The 22468-nt window shown below is 43.2% G+C and carries 17 protein-coding genes; 12 read left to right on the top strand and 5 right to left on the bottom strand.

Going from position 1 to position 22468, the window contains the following annotated elements; all coding sequences use genetic code 11:
• Window positions 1-33: 33 nt before the first annotated feature.
• Window positions 34-1362, bottom strand: a complete 1329-nt coding sequence (locus tag BLP33_RS24445; RefSeq protein WP_139160035.1) for an IS4 family transposase — start codon at window positions 1360-1362, stop codon at window positions 34-36.
• Window positions 1363-1946: 584 nt separating this feature from the next.
• Between BLP33_RS24445 and BLP33_RS24440 the strand changes: the two genes are divergently transcribed.
• The 6 genes from BLP33_RS24440 to crtD all read left to right on the top strand — a co-directional run bounded on the left by BLP33_RS24440 (window position 1947) and on the right by crtD (window position 7990).
• Window positions 1947-2954: an aspartate-semialdehyde dehydrogenase gene (locus BLP33_RS24440; protein WP_090534105.1), complete on the top strand. Its 1008-nt coding sequence runs from the start codon at window positions 1947-1949 to the stop codon at window positions 2952-2954.
• Window positions 2955-3032: 78 nt separating this feature from the next.
• Window positions 3033-3815 (top strand): hypothetical protein, encoded by a 783-nt coding sequence (locus BLP33_RS24435; RefSeq protein WP_090534103.1) that lies wholly within the window; start codon window positions 3033-3035, stop codon window positions 3813-3815.
• A gap of 126 nt (window positions 3816-3941) precedes the next feature.
• Window positions 3942-4670 carry a hypothetical protein gene (locus tag BLP33_RS24430; protein ID WP_139160065.1) on the top strand — a complete coding sequence of 243 codons (729 nt, stop codon included), beginning with the start codon at window positions 3942-3944 and terminating at the stop codon, window positions 4668-4670.
• Window positions 4671-4679: 9 nt separating this feature from the next.
• Window positions 4680-5588, top strand: coding sequence for a LysR substrate-binding domain-containing protein (locus tag BLP33_RS24425; RefSeq protein WP_090534099.1), 909 nt, complete (start codon window positions 4680-4682; stop codon window positions 5586-5588).
• A gap of 195 nt (window positions 5589-5783) precedes the next feature.
• Entirely contained in the window at window positions 5784-6335 is a 552-nt protein-coding gene (locus tag BLP33_RS24420) for a type 1 glutamine amidotransferase domain-containing protein (RefSeq protein ID WP_090534097.1), read from the top strand.
• A 179-nt stretch (window positions 6336-6514) separates the two neighbouring features.
• A complete protein-coding gene (gene crtD / locus BLP33_RS24415; RefSeq protein WP_090534095.1) occupies window positions 6515-7990 on the top strand; it encodes a 1-hydroxycarotenoid 3,4-desaturase CrtD in 1476 nt (491 codons plus the stop codon).
• 101 nt (window positions 7991-8091) lie between these two features.
• Here the strand turns inward: crtD and BLP33_RS24410 are convergent, their stop codons facing one another.
• Window positions 8092-11649 carry a VCBS repeat-containing protein gene (locus BLP33_RS24410; protein ID WP_139160064.1) on the bottom strand — a complete coding sequence of 1186 codons (3558 nt, stop codon included), beginning with the start codon at window positions 11647-11649 and terminating at the stop codon, window positions 8092-8094.
• A gap of 241 nt (window positions 11650-11890) precedes the next feature.
• Here BLP33_RS24410 and BLP33_RS24405 point away from each other — a divergent pair, with 241 nt between their 5' ends.
• Both BLP33_RS24405 and BLP33_RS24400 read left to right on the top strand, forming a co-directional pair.
• A complete protein-coding gene (locus BLP33_RS24405) occupies window positions 11891-13210 on the top strand; it encodes a vanadium-dependent haloperoxidase (protein ID WP_217633224.1) in 1320 nt (439 codons plus the stop codon).
• A gap of 386 nt (window positions 13211-13596) precedes the next feature.
• Window positions 13597-14328: a GntR family transcriptional regulator gene (locus BLP33_RS24400; protein WP_090534090.1), complete on the top strand. Its 732-nt coding sequence runs from the start codon at window positions 13597-13599 to the stop codon at window positions 14326-14328.
• Window positions 14329-14887: 559 nt separating this feature from the next.
• On the opposite strand, the gene BLP33_RS24395 is transcribed toward BLP33_RS24400, so the two are convergent.
• Window positions 14888-16147, bottom strand: coding sequence for a formylglycine-generating enzyme family protein (locus BLP33_RS24395; protein ID WP_254780255.1), 1260 nt, complete (start codon window positions 16145-16147; stop codon window positions 14888-14890).
• Between the two features lie 154 nt (window positions 16148-16301).
• Here BLP33_RS24395 and BLP33_RS24390 point away from each other — a divergent pair, with 154 nt between their 5' ends.
• The gene (locus BLP33_RS24390; RefSeq protein ID WP_090534127.1) at window positions 16302-17330 is read left to right on the top strand and encodes a S66 peptidase family protein; all 1029 of its coding nucleotides are present in this window, start codon (window positions 16302-16304) and stop codon (window positions 17328-17330) included.
• A 6-nt stretch (window positions 17331-17336) separates the two neighbouring features.
• Here BLP33_RS24390 and BLP33_RS24385 read toward each other — a convergent pair whose 3' ends face one another.
• Entirely contained in the window at window positions 17337-18335 is a 999-nt protein-coding gene (locus tag BLP33_RS24385; RefSeq protein WP_090534088.1) for a quinone oxidoreductase family protein, read from the bottom strand.
• Between the two features lie 186 nt (window positions 18336-18521).
• Here BLP33_RS24385 and BLP33_RS24380 point away from each other — a divergent pair, with 186 nt between their 5' ends.
• Window positions 18522-18857 (top strand): winged helix-turn-helix transcriptional regulator, encoded by a 336-nt coding sequence (locus BLP33_RS24380; protein WP_090534125.1) that lies wholly within the window; start codon window positions 18522-18524, stop codon window positions 18855-18857.
• A 6-nt stretch (window positions 18858-18863) separates the two neighbouring features.
• Here the strand turns inward: BLP33_RS24380 and BLP33_RS24375 are convergent, their stop codons facing one another.
• Entirely contained in the window at window positions 18864-20027 is a 1164-nt protein-coding gene (locus BLP33_RS24375; RefSeq protein ID WP_090534086.1) for a hypothetical protein, read from the bottom strand.
• A gap of 226 nt (window positions 20028-20253) precedes the next feature.
• On the opposite strand from BLP33_RS24375, the gene BLP33_RS24370 reads away from it, so the two are divergent.
• Together BLP33_RS24370 and BLP33_RS24365 are read left to right on the top strand one after the other, a co-directional pair.
• Window positions 20254-21033 carry an SDR family NAD(P)-dependent oxidoreductase gene (locus tag BLP33_RS24370; RefSeq protein ID WP_254780253.1) on the top strand — a complete coding sequence of 260 codons (780 nt, stop codon included), beginning with the start codon at window positions 20254-20256 and terminating at the stop codon, window positions 21031-21033.
• A gap of 268 nt (window positions 21034-21301) precedes the next feature.
• Complete coding sequence (locus BLP33_RS24365) at window positions 21302-22108, top strand: phytanoyl-CoA dioxygenase family protein (protein ID WP_090534082.1); 807 nt, start codon at window positions 21302-21304, stop codon at window positions 22106-22108.
• Window positions 22109-22468 lie beyond the last annotated feature (360 nt).

The following is a 22468-nucleotide window of genomic DNA, read 5'->3' as shown; positions in this document are numbered from 1 at the left end:
AGCGGATACCGGCCAATGTCATTAAGTTAAGGATTATATTGCTCTTTTGTAATTAGTTAAGGTTTTGTATTTACCAGACCTACGTTTGAGTTTTTTCACTCTTGGTAGTTTTCTGTTCGGCCTTATTGGTTCAATATATTGAGCAAAGAGGTTTTGTAATTGTATTAGTATTTTTTCAGGGTCTTTAAAAAGTAAAAGGCCTATGACTCTGTTCTTCATAATGCCAATGGCGGTATTTTTATTTATTTGATAGTCGTATTTGCGCTTGGAAACTTCATGATCGATTTTCTCCTGGGCTGGTTTGCTAATGATTTCCTGTAAGTTGGATAAGAAAACTGTTGCATGGAAATCCTGTAGAATTGTTTCAACTTTTTGTCCGCTGAAGGCTTCTAATTGCAACTGGTTCTTGAAGGAGCTGAACCTTGTTTCGATTCCCCAGCGCATAAAATAAAGTGCTTTAAATTCTTTATAAGGATATTGTTGTTGGTCAAATAGATTGGTAGCCAGCACTTCAATCGTTCCATCATCTAAAACAATGCGGATCAACCGTATCTTAATAGTTCCCTTTACTTTTACAATAAAACCCTGCTCTCTAAGCTCCCTCCGAATGGGTTTACTTGCTTTAATCATGCTGATCGCATCATTTACCCCGCTTTTTACAAATGCTGTTACCTCAGTACTGAACCCTACAGGGCAGCGCATTAAGAAGGGCTGTGGTGTTTCTTTGTTTTGATGATGAAACATGCTGATAAAGCCAGGATATGCACGATCGTAGATCAATAACATATCCGGCCCATAAGAAGGTATCCAGCTCAGAGCAATCTTTTGCTCAGAACAGCTGATGGGGTACATTCCCGCCTTTATAGTGATTTTATTCAAAACATCAAAGGCACACAGAACGCGGCCTAAAGTTACTGTACCCCGCTGATTTCCATGCGTTCCAAAATGTTCTGTTACTTCCTTCCTGTCGATCAGGTACGCTGTAGAACCATCTACCGCAATCACCCTAAATCCATTCCATCGTTTAATGTCAGCTTTATAATGAGTATAGAAACTATCGACTAACGTACTGTTTAAACAGCTGAAAAAGAAACTACTAATCTTTGAGCGCTGTTGACTGAAAGCAGACTTGGTGGCTTTCAGTTCCTGAAAACCCATATGATCGAAGAATGTCGATAACTCTATATCATAACTTCTTTTAAAAAAATTAAGCAGCATACATACTACCAGTTCAAAATGAAGCTTACGCCTTCTACTAAAGGCATTGCAAGAGTTGGTGAATAGCTGTCTTAACTCGCTATTTTGAGATGAAAGGGCAATAAAATTCCGTAAATCTGAAATGATCTTTAAGTTTGCTGACATACCACAGTTTTTTGATTCGTAACCATAAAGAACCGGATTTTATCCGGTTCTGAACTGTGGTGTTTCCTTAACTTAATGACATTGGGATACCGGCCTGTGGCTAATGCCTTGTGTAGTATGAGCGGATAGCGCGGGCCGAAGGTAACGCCATTATTCTGAACTATGATATTTAAGATTTGAGGATTGTCAAGATGTTGTCTGAACTCGAATTAAACGAATTATTGGAATTTTGCATGGCATTCTATTAATTCATTTAATTCTAAAAATTTCGGTTCAGACAAACTAATCGCTTGCAGAAGTCACAAGTCTGCCACCCGCTGGCCTTCGCTCAAGACTTGCGCCAGTATCGGGATTTCATGCTGTTAATTCTCAAATCCTGAAAATTCTGATTCAGACAAACAAACCAATCACTTAATCAACTCAATCAACGACTCACTTAATTAAACTCCACAATAACCATAGACTTAATATTTCTCCGATACCAAAAAAATGTGCATATTTGAGGGTTTAACTTTTAAAACACATAATTAATTAAAAACAGGCGCTGTGAAGCAGCCTGATACATTTCAAAAACAATTTAAAAAATGAAAGTCGCAGTAGTAGGTGCTACAGGATTAGTAGGCACCAAAATGTTGCAGGTTCTTGCAGAACGCAACTTCCCCGTTACAGAATTAATTCCCGTAGCTTCAGAAAAAAGTATTGGTAAAGAAATTACTTTTAAGGGTAAGCAGTTTAAGGTGGTTTCTGTTGAGGATGCGATTAAGATGAAGCCGGACGTAGCAATTTTCTCGGCCGGCGGAAGCACTTCATTACAGCAAGCTCCTTTATTTGCAGCTGCTGGTACAACTGTTATTGATAACTCATCGGCATGGCGTATGGATCCAACCAAAAAATTGGTTGTGCCCGAAGTAAACGCTGATGTACTTACAGCCGAAGACAAGATCATCGCTAACCCAAATTGCTCAACTATACAAATGGTGGTGGCTTTAAAACCACTGCACGATAAATATAAAATTAAAAGGGTGGTAGTTTCAACCTACCAGTCGGTTACCGGTACAGGCGTTAAAGCTGTTGATCAGCTGTTTAACGAGCGTAAAGGTATAGACGGACCAAAGGTTTACCCTTACACTATTGATTTAAACGTGATCCCGCAGATTGATGTATTTACCGAAAACGGTTATACTAAAGAGGAAATGAAAATGATCCTCGAAACCAAAAAGATCATGGGCGATGATAGCATTAAAGTAACTGCTACCACCGTGCGGATCCCGGTTATGGGCGGTCACTCTGAGTCGGTTAACATTGAGTTTGCAAATGATTTTGACCTGGCCGAAGTTCGTGAACTGTTAGCTAACGCGCCCGGCATTGTGGTGGTTGACGATACTGCTAACCTGAAATACCCTATGCCGCTTGACGCGCATGATAAAGATGAGGTATTTGTAGGCCGCATCCGTCGTGACGAAACCCAGGACAATACGTTGAACTGCTGGATTGTATCTGACAACCTGCGTAAAGGTGCAGCTACCAATGCCGTGCAAATTGCAGAATATTTAGCTGCTCAGCACCTGATCGGTCAGCCGGTTGAGGCGTAAACAGAATATTTCTTTTCAAATAAATAGGATAGGGATAGTCATTTGATTATCCCTATTTTTATGCAGTAAATTTTTGTCATGAAAGCCTTGAACCTGATTGCTCTATTCTGTTTTATCACAGTTACTAAACTCGTTGCGCAAACACCGCAGGCCGTTGAGGCCGATCTGCTTAAATCATTTAAAAAGATTGAATACTGGCATCAAAAACAAGATACAGGCGACGACGGCGCGAGCGATGCCTTAGGAGATGCTAACGATGAATTTGGAAACAAGTTAAAAAAGTACGCGGAAACCTACCCAGCTTCCATCGGTATGCCTTTTAACTCGCTAAAAAAAGCGCAACTTGATATTTTCACTTCGGCAGATGGCTTGTTCAGGATCTACTCGTGGGAGACCTGGCAGGGAGGTACCATGCGCGATTTTGCTAATGTGCTGCAGTATAAAGTTGTCGCTAAAACAAAATCAGTGCTGCTTACCGGCAGCCAGGAAACTTATATACCGTTTTACAGCAACCTTTACACTTTTAAAACGGGCGATAAAACTTACTACCTGGGCATTTACGGCACGATATATTCAAGCAAAGATGCCGGCACCGGTATCAAGGTTTTTGATATAGAAAACGGGAAGCTTAATGATGATGCGAAGGTTATTAAAACAAGCTCGGGATTGAAAAGCAAGATCTATTATGATTATGATTTCTTTTCGGTAGTTGATATCCCTTTTGAAAAACGTCCTACTATCACTTTTGATCAAACAACGCAAACTATACATGTACCCTTGGTAAATGCCAAAGCACAGGTTACCGCAAAATTTATCACCTACAAATTCAACGGGCAGTATTTTGAAAAAATAAAAAGCTAAAAAACAGTTAACTGGCAATCATCGTAACAGAATGTCCGCCGGATTTACTTTTTTTGTGTATCTTGTTTACCGATGAAAACCTTTAAGTTTATAATTGTTTTCTGCTGCTGTTTTTACTCAGCAAATTTGTTTGCCCAGAGTCCACAGGCCATTGAAGCCGACCTGTTACGGATTTTTAAAAGGGTAAACTATTACGGTTCCCACAAAAAAGAGTGGAAAGCAATTGATTCATTAGAAAAAATGAACAAGATCTTTGGCTTTAAGCTGAAGTACTATACCTCCAAATATCCCGGAACAATTAACTATCCCTTTACCGAACTGGTGAAAGAGCGGGTTGTGATCGCCACATCTGCCGATGGCTTGTTCCGTACTTATTCGTGGGATACCAGGCTGGGCAGCACCGGCTATGATTTTGACAATGTTTTGCAATACAAGGTTAGCGGCAAAGCATCGTCATTGCTTAAAATGGATTCCGTTGGCAAAAAACATAACCCGGTTTACTGGTACTCCAAAATCTATACCCTCAAGGCAAACAACAAGGTTTACTACCTGGCGGCGTATAATTCGGTACGTTCAAGTGTTGATGCTACCCAGGGCATCCAGTTTTTTACTGTCGAGAATGGTAAATTGAATGGAGTGGTATTATTGGTTAAAACCCCAACCGGGATGCATAGCAAGCTTTATTTTGATTATAACTTCCTTTCGGTAGTTAATATGAAAGTGATCCCGACTATTTATTATGATGCTAAAACACAAAGCATCCATAGTCCGTTAGTTAATGCAAAACGAGAGGTTACCCGTGACTATATCGTATATAAATTTACAGGTAAGTACTTTGAACGGGTAAAAAATTAACTTTGCCCCATGATCTCTTTCGCCCATCGTGTATTTATGGAAGTTGCCGCTAACCTGAGTTTCAGTAAGGCTGCCCAGGTGCTGTTTATAACGCAGCCGGCCATCAGTAAGCATGTTAAAGCGCTTGAAGATCAATATAAAGTGCCCTTGTTTGAACGCAAAGGCAACAGTATTTTACTCACCGAAGCCGGCAACAAACTAAACGAATACCTGCAGCAGGCAACAGAGATAGAGCGGAAGGTGGAGTATGATCTTTCGGTGTTAAGCAATCTTTCGCAGGCTGCCGGGCATTTGCGTTTGGGCGCAAGTACAACTATTGCCCTGTATATTTTACCTTCGATACTTTCTGGCTTTCAGCGCGAATATGCCAATGTTGATGTACAGCTTGTAAACCGTAACAGCGAGTATATCCTGAACGCTTTGTTAAACCATGAGGTGGATATTGGCATTATCGAAGTTGATAACAAACTCACTACCGTATCATACAAGCCTTTTATGAGTGATGAGGTGATCCCGGTTTGCTCGGCTAAGAGTCCGCTGGCAGGCAAGTCATTAACATTAAAGCAGTTTGTAAAAACACCCCTCGCCGTGAGAGAGCGTGGTTCGGGCACGTTGAATGCCGTATTAAAAGCCTTGTCTGCTTTGCATATTAAACCGGCCGATCTGTCCGTAAAGATCCGCCTTGGTGGTACCGAGGCTTTGAAAAACTTCCTGCTTGCCGATCAATGCCTTGGCTTTATGCCGCGCCCGTCAATCATCAGGCAATTGGCCGAAGGTGATTTGGTTGAAGTGCCTATTGAAGGTTTGAAAATTAAGCGTGATTTCTTTTTTATCCGCCGTAAGGGGACGGAGGATTATGGGCTGACAAGTAACTTTATAAACTACGCGTTGCAGCATATTGGACAATCATCTGAATAATAAGTATACAAAATCGCCAGGCAAAAACTTTGTGTTTTCGCCTCTCTGCGAGAAAACTATTTAAGGAGCCTAATTCAAGATTGGTACTAATCAAGTTGTTATAGCCTCTTTTAAAATTCCTAAAACCATCCTTATTTTTGCCTGTATTTATATTGTATTTAATTTTTATAATCATTAATTAATAAATTATAAATTATGGCAAGTTTAAATGGTCGTAAGGTGGCAATCCTTACCGAAGAAGGATTTGAGCAGGTTGAATTAACAAGCCCAAAACAAGCCCTTGAGCAGGCAGGTGCAACAGTACATGTGATATCGCCCAAAAGCGGAAAAATCAAAGCCTGGGATAAAACCAATTGGGGTATTGAGATCAATGTTGATAAACCGCTAAACGAAGTAAGCCCTGATGATTACGACGCGCTGGTTTTACCGGGTGGCGTGCTTAACCCTGATAAGTTGAGACAAAATAAAGATGCCGTTGCCTTTGCTTCTGCATTTTTGGATGAGGGCAAGCCGCTGGCGGCAATATGCCACGGCCCGCAACTACTGATTGAAACAGGTATGATCAACGGGAGACGGTTAACTTCATACCCATCGTTACAAACCGATCTAAAAAACGCCGGCGCCGATTGGATTGATGAAGAGGTGGTGGTTGATAATGGCCTGGTAACAAGTCGCCGCCCTAATGATTTGGAAGCATTTAACCGCAAAACTATTGAAGAGATAGGCGAAGGTGTTCATCATGTGTAGTTTCTGAACCGGGATTTTTATAGGATTTTTTGGAGTACAGGATTTTTCTCTGGTTTAAAGAGATCTGATCAATGTGATTGGAATTTTATAAGATTTGACATTAGTTGGATTTTTCTAATCGGGTCAGAAAAAATCCTGTTAATCCTAAAAATCCCCCGAATCCCGGTTATCTTTACCCCATGCCTCTTCCCAAAAAAGCTTTGATTATTGGCGCCGGTATAGCGGGTATTGCGACAGCTATCCGCCTGGCGGTAAAAGGATATCAGGTTGAGGTTTATGAGGCTAATAGTTACCCCGGCGGTAAGTTGAGCCAGTTTGAGCAGGGTGGTTACCGCTTTGATGCCGGGCCGAGCCTGTTTACCATGCCGCAGTATGTCGACGAGCTTTTTAAGTTGGCCGGCAAAAATCCTTCTGATTATTTCAGGTATCAAAAGCTGGATGTTGTTTGCAGATATTTTTATGAAGATGGTACGCGTTTAACCGCCTACGCCAATGCAGGCAAGTTTAGTGAGGAGATACAGGAAAAGACAGGAGAACCTGCCGCAGCTGTAAAGCATTACCTTGATAACAGCAGTACGGTCTATAACGTTACCAACCACGTTTTTTTAGAGCGCTCCCTGCATCGGCTTAAAACCCATCTGCGCTGGGATACCGTCAAATCAATATTCCGGTTTGGTAAGATAGATGCCTTTCGCACTATGCACAAGGCCAATGAGGTCTTTTTCAAGGATAAAAGAATAGTGCAATTTTTCGACAGGTATGCAACCTATAATGGTTCAAACCCTTATAGCGCACCGGCCACGCTGAACGTAATCCCGCACCTGGAGCAGCATTTTGGCGCTTATTTTCCGGAGGGTGGGATGTATAACATAACTTCTTGCTTAGTGGCGCTGGCCGAATCATTAGGTATAAAATTTCACTACAATAACCCGGTAGCAGAAATTGTATTGCAAGGATACAAAGTAAAAGGGATCAAGACGAATGATGGAGTAATTGAAGGGGATCTTGTGGTATCCAATATGGATATCTGGTTCACCTATCGCAAGCTGCTAAGCAGTCATTCCAAACTTCATCCTCAAAAAATATTAAACCAGGAACGAAGCAGTTCGGCCCTGATATTTTATTGGGGGATCCGGGATCAGTTCAGGGAGCTTGACCTGCATAATATTTTTTTCAGTGCTGATTATGAGGCCGAGTTTAATCACATTTGGCGGGAAAAGAAGATTTATCATGACCCTACTGTTTACCTTAACATCAGCTCCAAATATAAACCAGACGATGCTCCCGAGAGTTGCGAAAACTGGTTTGTAATGATCAACGTACCTGCTAATACCGGGCAGGATTGGGATGCACTGATAGCCGGGGCGAGGGAAAATGTATTAAATAAGTTAAGCCGTTTGCTAAATAAAGACATCCGCAAACTTATTGCTAATGAAAGCATCCTTGATCCGCGGAGTATCGAAAGCCGCACGTCCTCATACCAGGGCTCCCTTTATGGTACCAGCTCCAACAGCCGGTTTGCAGCATTTTTACGGCATGCCAATAAATCCTCAAAAATAAAAGGTTTATATTTTTGCGGGGGAAGCGTACACCCGGGAGGAGGAATCCCGTTGTGTTTGCTATCGGCAAAAATTGTGAGTGAGTTGGTTGGTTAAGGGAGGAAGATTGGAGTTTAACTTACCAATATCCCCCTCCTTTGTCTATCGGGTACCCACGGTTTAGCATGGCACGACGAATGTGCATGGATTTATAACTATCAGCTCCCCTTCCTTTTCTTCCCGTTATAGCTTGTTATGGTTACCTCCGCTGTATTAGCATCCAATTCCAAGATCCTTGACGATTGCGATAGATAGGTTGATCCATAATAAAATTCGAGGTGCTTTTTGCCACCGTTCTTAAGTTTAATATCAGCATAAAAATCATCGGGCTTTAATTTAATATATCGCCTGGCAGAATTAGCGCCCGTTTTCCGGAATACTTTAATGCTATCCTGATTTTGGGTAGCTACTAAAACCCCGCCTCCTTTAGCCGATTGTACACTTGCCAGGCCTTTACCATCGCCCGCAATATAAATGCCGCTATTAGCTACTGATAGCGGAGCAAAGCTGCCTTTTCCATTGCCTTTCATATATAAACCCATAAAAGCATCGTGCCTCCCGGTAAAAGGTTCCATGCCAAAGTCGTTACCAGTCATTATCAGGTCGAGATTGCCATCGTGGTCAACATCTTCAGCTATCATTCCGTACACCGGGGCCATTTGTGCATAGTGCGGTAATGCACTGATACTAAAAGTACCAGTGCCTTTACCGGTGATAAGGCTGGTGTTCATATCGGTTGCCTTAAGGATTACGGCGCCTTCTTTGTCTTTCTCAGTCCACAGATCATTCATGGTAGCATGACCAAAGCCGCGATAGCTTGGATATTTTTTGCGGATGGAGATCACCTGGCTGATGAGGTCATCGCGGGTATGCATGGGGAAGGGTTTCTGTGAGCCGTCCTCATCCTTCATAAAGCAAAATATCATAGCATCGAAGGAGCCGTTACCATCCAGATCTTTACCCATAATGGTCATGGGTTGCTCAAATGATGCTTTGTAGTTTGAGTTTTGGCCCAGGTTACCGGCTACGTAATCAATGTTGCCATCGTTGTTAAAATCCCCGGCAACAATGCTGTTCCACCAGCCCACATGATCATCAATGCCCGATTTGATCTTGCTAAGGCCATGGCCGGTGTTTTTGTAAAAGGTAACCGGCATCCATTCGCCAACCACCACTAGGTCCGCCTTGCCATCCTTGTCAAAATCCGACCAAAGCGCGTCGGTGATCATGCCGCCATGTATCAGGTCGGGGCAAAGCTGGCTGGTAACATCGGTGAATTTACCGCCATCGTTCCTGAGCAAATGGCTAACGGGTGATGAAGGGTAAGCGCCTGAAACCGATCTTGAACCTATAAAAAGGTCCAAATCGCCATCGCCGTCAAAATCAGCAGCACGTACACATGAACCGTTATCATATTCCACGGGCACCGCGGCAAGGTCGCGGGTGAAATGGCCTTTTTTATCGTTGATGTAAAGCCTGTCCTGAGCCGTGGTATGCCCTTTCTGGAATTCGTAACTACCACTTGCGATATACAGATCGGGGAAGCCATCGCCATTGGCATCAAACAATAATGCACCCATGTCTTCCTCTTCTTTAAAATCTTCGTGCACAAAACGGTTGTTATCCATAGCGAAATGACCGTTTGCATCCTGCATGAAAAATACCCCTTTGTTACCGGCGGAGCCTCCTATAAAAAGGTCATCATAGCCATTGCCATCCACATCGCCAACGGCAATAGCAGGCCCATACTGGCTTAACTTGTGCGGTAGGGTAGGCTGTATATTATAATCGATAGCGTCTTTTTCCTGGTGCACGTATTTTATGCCTGTTTGGTTATTAGCCTCCTGAAACACCGTGATGATTTTGCCGAAAGCATCCGGCGGGAAATAACCAGAGGCATTTTTGTACCGCAATGCAAGTGTTTGGTTGGCCTTAACATTGGTAAGCAGCTGTGTTTTACCATCGGGCCAGCGTACCCGCAATGAGTCGACAGATGTAGTGGCCCCTATACCGAAATGCCCGCGGGCATCATCCGTACTCATATAGCCGCGGCAGGGTTGCTGGTCATAAAACTGCTGCTTGCCTTTGTAATAGATACGGATGGTAGCACCAATACCGCCAATATTTTTGCTGTCGCCCTGTAGTGCAACAGTTAGATAGTTGTGATCTTTGGCAACCTGCGTTTTGCTGTTAGCTGTGTTTTCATAAACAAAAGCATCGTCATCAATATTATTGATCACGAGGTCAAGATCGCCGTCATTGTCCAGATCGGCGTAAACGCCGCCGGTTGAAAAGGTAGGTTTCACAATTCCCCAATCTTTCGATTGATCTTTAAACAAATACCCGCCCGCATTTCTGAAAGCATAGCTTGATGTTTTTACAACCGGAAATGAATCGGCAGCAGCTAAAGTAGTGTTCTCTTTAACGGTACGGCCCTGATCGTTACTGTACAGGGCATGGTCAAGGTCCGTAACGTCGCGGGGATAACCGTTGGTGATCATCATGTCACGATAACCGTCGTTATCAAAATCGGCCACGAGCGGTGTCCAGCTCCAGTCGGTTTGATAAACACCGGCCTGGTAAGCTATTTCGCTGTATTGCGGATGGCCGGCAGGAGTTTGTCCCTGATTAAGCTGCAGCACATTGCGGATGTACTGGTGCTCGTACTTGAACTTGTTATTGTTGATATAGGTAATGTAATTATCGCCTACAAGCATCGTTTTTTTACGTACGTTTTCTTCGGGCAGCATCTCTAACGATACCAGGTCGGCCTTGCCATCATTGTTGATATCAACCATATCCGATCCCATTACCGACCAGCCCGTGTGTTTAAAATACTCGCCCGCGCGGTTGCTGAACGTGCCGTTTTTATTGTTCACCCACAGTACATCGTTCGATATAAAGTCGTTGCCTACATAAACATCCGGCCAGCCATCGTTATTCACATCGCATATGGAAACCGAGTTGCCAAAGCCCTCTATCAATATCCCTGCTTCTTTGGTTACATTGGTGAAGGTGCCATTTCCGTTGTTACGGTAAAGGCGGTCGTTATTCTGTGCGCTGCCATCGGTTAATTTTGGGCGATAGGCCACCGGAGTTTCTTTACCTAAAAAGTTGGTGAGCAGGTACATGTCAAGGTCTCCGTCATGATCGTAATCAAAAAATACGGCTTGTGTGCTGTAGCCGGTATCCTGCAGTCCATAGGCTGCTGCCGATTCTTTGAAGGTTGGCACGCCATCTTTATTAGTTGCCTGGTTAATGAAAAGCAGGTTTTTGCGATGGTTGGGATCGCTTTTAAATGATGAGCAAACGTATATGTCCGGCCAGCCATCGTTATTGATATCAACTACTGATACACCTGCGTACCAGTCGCCATTACCGGCTACACCCGCCGCGTCTGTAACATCTTTAAAAGTAAGTAAGCCTTTGTTAATGTATAATTTATTGGCAACCATGTTACCGGCAAAGTAAACATCGGGCAGGCCATCACGGTTAAAATCGCCGATACCAACACCGGCGCCATTGTACAGGTAGGGGTGGTTAAGGATGTTGATGCTGTCACTTTCGGTAATGGTATTTTTAAAATCGATACCTGTTTGTGAAGCATCGAGCAGCTTAAAGAGCGTTGGGCTTGATGACTTTTTTGAACATCCGGCACCTAAAAAAAATAACAATAAGGTAGATAGTTTAAACGCCTTGGGTAAACTTTTTATCATGCAAATATGGTTAATAATTGATTGATGGTTTATGCTTTGGTTAAGCTTTAACTTATTGGTTATAATGCAATAAGCCACCGTAAAGAAAACGGATTTTACAATTCCTGTTTCTGCAAATTGTATCAAAAGTTAGTTAATTACTATCGGGCCATACTTAAATATTGATTAACTGTTAGCTTTGATCTGAACCCCTGATTTGAGGGTTAGACCAATTAAACTGATCAAGCCGTTGCTGTTCATCATGATGAAGAGACTATATTTTGCATTTATCGTTATTATAACCTGCTCATCATGCGGTAAGAAAAGCTGGGAAAAACCGGCCGAAAACCCGGATTTTATCCACCGGTCTATCAAAGATGTTACTGATGTGGTAAGGCATGATATTTATTCGCCGCCGGTTGCCAGTCGTATTTATGCCTATATTAGTGTGGCTGCATATGAGGCTGCGCGAAATGGCGATGATCATTACCAATCGCTTGAAGGGCAACTGAAAGGGCTCGACTCGGTGCCTAAGCCTATAGCCGGTAAAAAATATTGCTTCACGTTATCGGCATCTCATGCTATTTTAACCGTTGGCAAGATCCTGGTGATGAGTGAGGGCAGGATAGAGGGTTTTCATGACAAACTGATGCAGGAGTTTAAAAATACCGGCATGCCCGATAGTGTTTATGATAACTCGATAGCGTACGGTAAACTTATTGCCGACAGGATCATAAAATGGGCGGGTAAGGATAACTATAAACATACCCGCTCATTATCAAAATATGATGTGCAAACAGATGACGCAAGCTGGAAGCCAACCCCACCGGCCTACATGAAAGGTATTGAACCGCACTGGAACGAGATCCGCCCATTTTTGCTTGATTCGGCACAGCAATTTAAACCGGCTCATCCCTTTACCTTCAGCAACATCCCCGGTAGTAATTTTTACAAGCTGGCTATGGAAGTATATGATACCGGCAAGCACCTCACCGATGATGAGGCAACTATCGCCACCTTTTGGGATGATAACCCCTTTAAGGTGAATATCAACGGGCACACTATGTTTGCCACAAAAAAGATCTCGCCGGGAGGGCATTGGATCAATATCACGGCGCTGGCTTGTCGTAAGGCTAAGGCCGGTTACGTGAAAAGCGCCGAAGCTTATGCTTGTATAGCTGTAGTTATTGCAGATAGTTTTATAAACTGCTGGGACGAAAAATACCGGAGCAAGGTGATCAGGCCCGAAACTTACATTAACCAGTATATTGATCAAAGCTGGATGCCATTGCTGCAAACGCCGCCTTTCCCCGAGTATACCAGCGGGCATAGTGTTGTATCTACCGCATCAGCAGCCGTGTTAAGCAAACTATTTGGCGATGAATTTTCGTTCATTGACTCTACAGAAATGGAGTTTGCTATCCCCGCGCGCAATTTTAAATCCTTTAAGGCCGCGGCCGAAGAGGCTGCTATCAGCAGGTTTTATGGCGGTATCCATTATATGCCATCCATAACTAACGGTGTAGATGAGGGCGATAGGATAGGGCAATTTGCATTAACTAAACTGCATACTAAGAAGTAGCCGGAAGTATGGGGAGTAACTCTTTTAGCAAATTCATAAAGGCATAATCAAGGCGAATTTATAAGTAATTAAAGGTTTTTTTCCATCAGTTGTACCTTTTAGTCGAGGAGTAATTATGGAACAATTTATAACATTAAAACAATAAAGCAACATTTGTATGAACATTTAAGCTATGAAGATCTGAAAGTAAATAATCGATACCAATAACTGCTGCATAGTTAGGTTAGTAGAAACAGAATAAGTCATCGAATTATTAACGTTCCATACAATCTATAAATATCCTGTTTGGCAAATTAAAAACACTCGCTTAAACCATGTAAATACATAATTAACCTTTTACTATCTTTACCCGTACTTATTCCTCATTAAGGTTAGTAAAAGCCGTTATGAAATTAGCCATCGACCATAAAAGCCCGATTCCACTACATATACAGGCCGAGCAATTGCTTCGCGAACTGATCAAAGATCCGGTTTACCAGGCAGGTAAATTATTACCTAACGAGGTAGAACTGGCAAAAAAATTGGCTATATCCCGTACAACACTGCGCCAGGCTATTAATAAACTGGTTTATGAAGAGCTGTTGATCCGCAAAAAGGGTTTTGGTACTAAAGTTGCCAACTCCAGGATCAGTTCAAAATCGATGAACTGGCTCAGTTTTTCGCAGGAAATGAAAGCGAGAGGTATTACCGTAAAAAATTATGAGCTGCATGTAAGCTGGGTATTTCCTGATGAAAGCACCGCCAGTTTTTTCGATATCAGTACAGAGAAAAAAATTGTGAAAATGGAACGGCTACGGGGCAGCAGCGACAACCCTTTTGTTTATTTCATATCTTATTTTCACCCGCGGATAGGCCTCACCGGCGAGGAGGATTTTAAACGCCCGCTTTATGAAATGCTGGAGGACGAATATTCTACGATAGCAAACCTGTCAAAAGAAGAGATCAGTGCACTGGAAGCTAATAAGTTTATTGCCGCCAAGCTTGAAATTGAAACCGGCAGCCCCGTATTGTTCAGAAAAAGATTTGTTTACGACCAGGGCGAGCGCCCCATGGAGTATAACCTCGGCTATTACAAAGCCGAAAGCTTCGTATACACTGTGGAAAGCCGCAGGACCTGATTATAAAGCGCTATACCCGATACCGTTAAGTTAAGAATTGACAAGCTGCACCAGAGGTGCAAAGGTTTGTAGCATATTAGCGCCTCCAGCTTTCCATTGCCCCAGAGGGACAAAACCACGCGCTTTGCCACTCAAATGGTCCCAGTATTTTATGGGTTAAGTTAAACTTAAGAGGGAATCTCGCAATCCCCCACCTTTTAAGTTAACGACTATGTTCATTAGTTCATTGCCAATTATCCATAAACCAATCGCTATCTATAAAAAAATACCAATAAAAATAAAATTTTCATATTAAGATGACAATAAATGTAAAGATTACACGTATATTTGTAACATCATGTGAATGGCTGACAGGCAGCGCCGCCGGTTCGACTCCGGGTTTACATCTCTTCTCATAATTTAGGTTTATAATTGGTTAGAACGCATTCCTGCCCATCAGGAGTGCTTCTTTTTTTTATGCCCTTTTTGAAGCGGAAGACGGAGTGCTTAAAGCAGAAAACTTTTGAACTTGTTACCATTGTGCCCGATAAACTCTTATATATAAATATCACGAAAAATATTAAAGTGCTTTTTTGGTGTCCTGTGTCGTATTATTACCATGCTTAACATCCTTTACACATCTAAAGCCAACGTGGTTTGTTGCCGAGCGATATTCGCCTTTACCTCTTGAGCCTACCATATAGCGGGTGCAGTACTGGTCGGTGCATAAAAATGAGCCGCCTCTTTGAACCTTCTTTTTTTGCCCCGGCTCCTGCGGGTCATAAGAAGCAGAAGGCCCTTTAGGATTGCGCGCAACTATATTAGGATTAAAACTATTATAATAATCATTGCGGTACCAGTCGGCACACCATTCCCATGCGTTGCCGGCCATATCATACAAACCGTAAGCATTCGCAAGGTATTTTTTTATTGGTCCCAGGCCGGTTTCACCATCTTCGGCATTATCATGATCAGGAAAAGATCCCTGGAATGTGTTGGCCATCCAGCGCCCGTCCTGTTTTAACTGGTTGCCCCAGGGGTATAGCTCACCGGCTTTACCTCCTCTAGCAGCAAACTCCCATTCGGCCTCTGTGGGCAGGCGTTTTCCGGCCCATTTGGCATAGGCAGCAGCATCTTCCCAGGCTACCTGTACTACCGGATAATTTTCCTTCCCTATCAAGTCGGAGCCCGGCCCAAGCGGGTGTTTCCAGTCGGCCCCGTTTTGGTACGACCACCATTGCGAAATATCATCTAACTGTACTTTCTGGTGCGGAGGGGTAAAAACCACCGATCCGGCAACCAGTTTTTCGGCCGGTACACCCGGAAATTCAGCCTCGGTAGGTTTTTGTTCAGCCACGGTTATATAGCCGGTAGCTTTTACAAATTTGGCAAATTGGTTATTGGTTACCTCGGTTTTATCCATGTAAAAACCATCAACAAAAACCCGGTGAACAGGCCTGGCATCGTCCATGGCTTCCATACCGCCATCGGTCATACCCCTTGGATTAACCCCACCCATGCTGAAAGTGCCGCCGGGGATCCAGGCCATATCATGAGCTGCTTTATCGGCCGGTGTACTGTTATCGTTAACTATTGTGGGTTTAAATGCCTCCCCGCCCTGGTGCATGTATAAAATACTGTCTTCCCTGATCATCCCGTTTTTGGTACAGGAAATGGCTGCTTTTATTTTAAATCCGGCTGCTGATGCATTAGCTACAGGCCTTGAAGTTGTGTTTTTATCGCCGGAAGTGTGGCAAGCCTGGAAAACGAGAGACAATAGCATCAGGGCAAACCCTGTAAATGATTTAATTCCGGTAAATGGGATATACTTTATCTTCATCAAATTCAAACTTACTGATCTTTAGGTAAAAGCAGGCGAGAGGTTATGTAAAGATTATAGGATAATGAATTTTACCTGCCGGGTATTCATCACTTATTACCCCGTTTTTCATACTTTTATAAACCCTGTTGTATCAAAATGCAGCAGGTATAAAATGAATCGAAAACGCTTCATCTCCTCCTTGGTCACTGCCGGAGCCGCATTGTCAACGTCAAAAACGTGGGCGACTACGCCCCCCAATCCTTATGCTAAAGCTCATCACAAAATCCCTCCGTATTTACAAACCGGGGATACCATAGGCATTATCAGTCCATCGGGATATATGAGCCTGGCCGATCTTATACCCGCTGTACAATTTATACAAAGCTGGGGTTTTAATGTAGCAATAGGCGATAACACCGGCAAAAAGGATTTTATATACGGAGGAACAGATGAAGAGCGCGCGGCAGACCTGCAGCAAATGCTGGATAACCCCGGAATTAAAGCCATTATGTGCGCAAGGGGTGGTTACGGACTGGTGAGGATCATTGACCGGCTAAATTTCAGGCAGTTTAAGAAGAACCCTAAATGGATCATCGGTTTCAGTGACATTACCGCGCTGCATTGCCATATCAACCGCAATTTTGGTATTGCTACCCTGCATTCAAAAATGTGCAACAGTTTTCCTGACGACTGGGCAAAGGCCGATCCCATGCAGATGGCCACCATTCAATCCATCAGGCAGGCACTTACCGGTGAAAGTCTTAATTATTCGTCACCTGCTTGCCCCCAAAACCGCCCCGGCAAAACCGAAGCCCCATTGGTGGGCGGTAACCTGAGCCTGATCGCGACACTTTCGGGCACACCGTCGGATCTGGATACGGATGAAAAAATACTATTTGTAGAAGATACCCATGAATACCTCTACAATATCGACCGTATGTTCTGGAACCTGAAACAAAGCGGTAAGCTTTCGCGCCTGGCCGGGCTAATTATCGGCGGCTTTCAACTAAAACCGGATGTTGAAGGCGAGGAATTTGGTCACACCATTTATGATATCGTTACCGAAAAAGTAAAAAACTATAACTACCCGGTTTGCTTTGATTTTCCGGTGGGACATCAAAAGAACAATTTCGCCCTTAAATGCGGTGTACAACACGTACTTGAGGTAGGCGCGGATGGGAGCACATTAAAGGCGATTTAAACCCTTTTAAATTTTCATAACCAACTTTTTACCGTAAATACGATTAGCTTCCATCAGCCGGTGAGCCTCCTGCACAGTTTCAACGCTAAGGTTCCCGATAATATTTATGGCAGGCGCATCAATTTCGTGATTTTCAATTAGTTGTGCTAAATGACTAAGCGTCTCTCCATACCATGAAAGGTTATTTTCAATTGCAAATGCGTAGGCGGCAATATTGAGGATATTGGCCCCTTTGTCAAATAAAATTTCGCGGGTGACAGAGGTACCTAAAAAAGTTACATCAACATAGTTCCCGTTCATTTTTAACACGTCGGCGGTGGTTTCGGCTATGGTGCCTCCAACAAGGTCAACAGCATAATCAAACTGGTTACCGTGGTTAGCTGTTATAAGCAGATCTTTTAAATCCGGTTGATTATAATTAATGATTTGCCCGTCACCAAGGCCAAGGCTTTGCAATGCGGCTACACTTTGCCCGCTACCTGCCGTAGCTACGATGTTTGAAACCCCATTCGCTTTTAACAGTTTTATCAAAAACCTGCCCACGCCACCAGCCGCGCCATTAATAAAAATGCTGTCAGAAACTTCGGCCTTCATCTTGGTAAAACTATGCCAGGCCGTTAAACCCGACGAAGGGATAGCGGCGGCTTCCTCGAAACTGATATGCCGGGGTTTTCGGCCAATCATCTGGTAATTTAACGCCATTAATTCGGCATAGCTTCCGTTTGAGCCACGGCTACCGGCCAGGGCAATCACCTCGTCGCCCGGCTTAAAACCAATAACATCGGGCCCCACCTGCTGTACTATGCCCGAGAGTTCACGCCCTAAAATTGGCGAACGCATCAGCCTGCTTTCGCGCAGGCCCAGGCGCATCTGGTAATCAATAGGATTAAAGGCTGATGCTTTGATTTTTATCAGCACTTCGTCATTTTTAATTACAGGGGTATCCAGGTGGGTTAAACTGAAGTTAGATACATCGCCAAAACCATTCAATTGTATTGCTTTCATAAATGCAGCGCTTTAAATTTGCTTGTGCCCCAAAACTAAATACCTGGCACATAAATAACCCTTACTCCTTTAATTGGGAGCAACTCATAAAAAAGGGAGTACTTATATAGGTTCTATTATTTAATTTTAACGATCAGGCTATTGGCTTTCAGCTTTGTGCATTCTGCTTTCAGCTTTTATATACTTATGATCAAAGAAAACTCATCAAACGCCATAAACAAAGCATTCCTGTACCGGTCGTGCCGGATAAACGGCGCACTTGATGCCATTTCGGGCCGGTGGAAAGCGCTTATTGTTATTCATATTTCGGAAGGGAATGATCGCTTCAGCCTGCTAAAAGCGGCTATGGAAGGTATAACCGATCAAACATTGGGTAAACAACTGAAAGAACTGGAAGCTTCGGGACTGATCAGCAAAACCATCATTCCCGCTGTACCTACGCGGGTGGATTATACATTAACCCCCAAAGGGCAAGCATTGCTGCCAATTTTGGCCAATCTGTCAGAATGGAGTGATATGTAGGCTGTTTTATTTCAGATTTTCATCAAAATCAATAAACAGATCGGCCTTGTCATTATCATAAATACCGCCTGCTATTATGCTTTGCCCGGTTGTTCCGGGATTGTTCCCCTGGCCGAGCGGCCATGAGCCTCTTGAGTTGGTAACCCCGAACCCCGCACATGAAGCTGCCTGCAATGCAAAATCTGTACAGTTATTTTTTGACAGGTGATACTCCAATCCATCGTATAAACGGGTTAGTTTCAGGATCCTTTTAAACCGGCGTTCGGTTATAAACTTGCCCATTACTTCATCCCATTTGTGCGCCTCATCATTTTTTAAAGTTCCCGAGGTTTCCGGCTCCCATGGAGTGGCTGAAAATATGTTGTCCTTTTTAGGATAAAATCCGAAGGAAACAGAAACCGAGCTTGAATCGGTGTTGTACTTGATGAGCGTGATAAAAGTATGACCGGTGTTAGCCCGTACAAATACAGTCGATTTACCCGGTTTTGGCTGTTTTACATGAAATAACAGTGCGTAAGCAGCCGCTTTTTTACCATCGTTAAAGGTATTCAGGATGCGGTTATAAGTGATCGATTTGCTCTTCTTCTCTTTTTTATCTTTTAGCTGAACCGGGGTGTTTACAAATACTGAATCGTCATTTGCGTTAATGGCCAGCAGGCCGCTGTTTAAATGTAACTGCCGGCCGGTTGTATCAGAAACGAGAGAATCCAGAGCAGCGGATACAAGATCACTCCCCGTTTTTTTAGATACCATCGCTTTAAAAAAGCATTTCATGGCCAAAGGGTACAAATGCAGCCTGGCAAATACATTGGCAAGCTTATAATATGATTTAACTTTCGCCTGGTTATAATTACTTTCGCCGGTATTGTTGACCGATAGCTCTTTTAAATAGTTCAACACCTTTTTACGGCCGGCATGGGTATCCAGTTCACTTTCAAGATCCGTCTCAAAAGCGGCGTCGGCTTTATCAATAACAGGTTTGTTTGATACCCCCGCAAGCAGTTTGGACGAATAACTATCATCAATTATACTGTGGGCAGATGTATCGGGCCGCAGGTTGAACTTATACCTTACCGAAGCCGAGAGCTGGGCCGATGCAGGAAGTACAGATAATATAGAACCAATGACTACAAAGGCGCTGAATAAATATTTTGTACGATAAGCGGTCATGATCAATTTTAAGCTTGTGATAATTGTTGTGTTACAGATATAATAACGAATAGGGGAGCGGTTACGATTTACCGGCAACAACAATAACCTTGCTGGTTATAGCTTAAAAAAAGAAAACGGGGCGGTATAGTTTTCATATCAGTACAAACGTAATAACATTTTAAATAGTCTACAAGTTTAGTAGATTATTTTTATTTAAACTTGCAGTGCAGATATACTTATAAAAATGATGGATCAGTACGCTTTAGTTACGGGAGCAGGTAAAGGCATTGGGCGGTCAATGGCCATATTGCTGGCCCAAAAAGGATATAACCTGCTGCTGGTTTCCCGGTCAGAAAATGACCTCATTGCCGTATCCGCCCAAATAAAAACTAATTTTCATGTTAAAACTGATTATCTCGCGATTGATCTTTCCGGTGCAGGTGCGGCCCTCCGGGTCTTTGACTGGGCTAAAAATTTAAATGTACCCGTATCGATATTGATAAATAACGCGGGGCATGGTGCGTGGGGAAATTTTGATGAATTGGATCTGGTCGCGCAAACCCGGATGATGCAGGTTAATATGAATGCCCTTACCGAGGTCTGCTATCATTTTATCCCGCTTTTAAAATTGCAGCAGCGGGCTTTTATTCTCAGTGTATCCAGCACCGCGGCTTACCAGGCTGTACCGACGCTGGCTGTATATGCAGCCACCAAAGCGTTTGTTTTATCATTTAGCCGGGCTCTAAGATATGAGCTTAAGGAAACGCCGGTATCAGTAAGCTGCCTTTGCCCCGGCCCTACAGACACAGGCTTTGCGCACAGTTCCGGGATGGATGGCCTGGCCGAACTGGCAGCAAAGTTCAACATGACTGCTGATGAAGTTGCAGCCATCGGGATAAAGGGAATGTTCAACAAAAAGGCTGAAATAGTCCCTGGATTTTTAAATAAGCTTTCGGCCGCAGCTGCAACATATAGCCCTAAAACCCTGATTGAACGCGTAACCGCCGGACTTTACAAGCATTAAAAAAATATTTTTATAAATATTTGGTATGATTAACAATTTGTTTACATTTGCATTAGTCTACTAAAAAGATAGATTTAATATATATTGAACAATAAGCACAACATATTATTTGCATGCCCTATGCGAATGCCCTTGATAACAAGGGTCATGTGCAGCTGTTGTTGTTAATTTCCCTTAAAAAGGACCACCTCCTTTCCTAAAAACTGCCCCGGCGGCACCCAGCGTTTACAATCTCATTTTCCAGGTACTTTAATATCTTTTCCACCACATGGCAACGTCATATCAAAAATTCACATTAGGCTCAACAATTACGCCCGAACAGCAGGCTTTTTTTAATCAGCACGGTTTTATTCATTTTAAAAACTTCATTAAGCCCGAAACTGTTACCGACATTATCAACGCATCAAAGCAGGTTGAAAACACCTGGATAAATAATAACACCGAAAAGGTAAACGGCGTACCCATCAAATACGGTAAAGACCTTGACGGCTCGCCTATTGTACAACGCTTTGCCTTTATTAATCAACACCATAAACTGTTAGATGAATTTACCAAAGATCCCCGTTTCCAGGTATTACTTAACCTGATAGGTGAAGGATCCCGGCTGGGAACTGATGAAAAAGACGGCATGGTTTTTAACCACTACGTTAACGGCCCCGAAAGTAGTTTTACCAAAATGGGATGGCATACCGATGGCCTGCGTGATATTTTTCACGGCCAAAAGTTAAACCCGATGCTTAATGTCGGCATCCATCTGAGCACTTTAAACCCGGAGAACGGCGGTTTACGCATCCTTCCCGGCACACATAAGCAAAACCTTTACCAGATGCTTTTCCGTAAAAAGTATTTCCTTGATCATGATACCGACGAAAATGAGGTAGCTATTATCCCCACTGCCGGCGACCTGACCATACATGATGGCCGTTTATGGCATCGCGTGGCCCAGTCAACCGTAGTTGGTGAGGAAAGCCGCCGCAGGGTAATATATATCCCCATTATTGCCGGTAAATACGAGCCGAAGCATGCCGACAGCCCTACCGCTTTTTATCAACGTTTTGCAACTATTGTTAAGTAAAAATTTATGTTAATTGCCTTATTCATCAGCTATCTTATCCGCACCAGGAAGGTGGCAGCCCTGAAAAGCTTTTTCACAGAGCGGGCACTGGTTAAAATCCCTGTAAAATACACACCGAAATATTTAAGGAGAACGGTTCAGGTCTGAATATTACCTGAACCGTAATTTTATAAGTGTTCACGCTATTTAAACTATGCCGTTGTTGGTGTTGTCACCAACAACTTTTCATGCGTTATTGCTCTTATAATCACGAAATGCTTATTTGCTAATGTAACGCAATAATTGCATAGCGCAGAGTTGTTGGTGACAACACCAACAACGGCGGCGGAGGCCGGCCAGAGGCCGTTTTTATAGTTGCCA

The organism is Mucilaginibacter sp. NFR10, assembly GCF_900100445.1.
GTDB lineage: Bacteria > Bacteroidota > Bacteroidia > Sphingobacteriales > Sphingobacteriaceae > Mucilaginibacter > Mucilaginibacter rubeus.
The sequence above is the reverse complement of the archived record's forward strand: the minus strand, read 5'-3'. Positions and strand labels throughout refer to the sequence as shown.

Bases quoted from the DNA above. Each gene is read 5' to 3' on its own strand.
- BLP33_RS24375 (WP_090534086.1), bottom strand. From the start codon at position 20,027: ATGACCGCTTATCGTACAAAATATTTATTCAGCGCCTTTGTAGTCATT.
- BLP33_RS24445 (WP_139160035.1), bottom strand. From the start codon at position 1,362: ATGTCAGCAAACTTAAAGATCATTTCAGATTTACGGAATTTTATTGCC.
- BLP33_RS24425 (WP_090534099.1), top strand. From the start codon at position 4,680: ATGATCTCTTTCGCCCATCGTGTATTTATGGAAGTTGCCGCTAACCTG.
- crtD (WP_090534095.1), top strand. From the start codon at position 6,515: ATGCCTCTTCCCAAAAAAGCTTTGATTATTGGCGCCGGTATAGCGGGT.
- BLP33_RS24365 (WP_090534082.1), top strand. From the start codon at position 21,302: ATGGCAACGTCATATCAAAAATTCACATTAGGCTCAACAATTACGCCC.
- BLP33_RS24390 (WP_090534127.1), top strand. From the start codon at position 16,302: ATGAATCGAAAACGCTTCATCTCCTCCTTGGTCACTGCCGGAGCCGCA.
- BLP33_RS24400 (WP_090534090.1), top strand. From the start codon at position 13,597: ATGAAATTAGCCATCGACCATAAAAGCCCGATTCCACTACATATACAG.
- BLP33_RS24385 (WP_090534088.1), bottom strand. From the start codon at position 18,335: ATGAAAGCAATACAATTGAATGGTTTTGGCGATGTATCTAACTTCAGT.
- BLP33_RS24395 (WP_254780255.1), bottom strand. From the start codon at position 16,147: ATGAAGATAAAGTATATCCCATTTACCGGAATTAAATCATTTACAGGG.
- BLP33_RS24405 (WP_217633224.1), top strand. From the start codon at position 11,891: ATGATGAAGAGACTATATTTTGCATTTATCGTTATTATAACCTGCTCA.
- BLP33_RS24440 (WP_090534105.1), top strand. From the start codon at position 1,947: ATGAAAGTCGCAGTAGTAGGTGCTACAGGATTAGTAGGCACCAAAATG.
- BLP33_RS24410 (WP_139160064.1), bottom strand. From the start codon at position 11,649: ATGATAAAAAGTTTACCCAAGGCGTTTAAACTATCTACCTTATTGTTA.
- BLP33_RS24380 (WP_090534125.1), top strand. From the start codon at position 18,522: ATGATCAAAGAAAACTCATCAAACGCCATAAACAAAGCATTCCTGTAC.
- BLP33_RS24370 (WP_254780253.1), top strand. From the start codon at position 20,254: ATGATGGATCAGTACGCTTTAGTTACGGGAGCAGGTAAAGGCATTGGG.
- BLP33_RS24420 (WP_090534097.1), top strand. From the start codon at position 5,784: ATGGCAAGTTTAAATGGTCGTAAGGTGGCAATCCTTACCGAAGAAGGA.
- BLP33_RS24435 (WP_090534103.1), top strand. From the start codon at position 3,033: ATGAAAGCCTTGAACCTGATTGCTCTATTCTGTTTTATCACAGTTACT.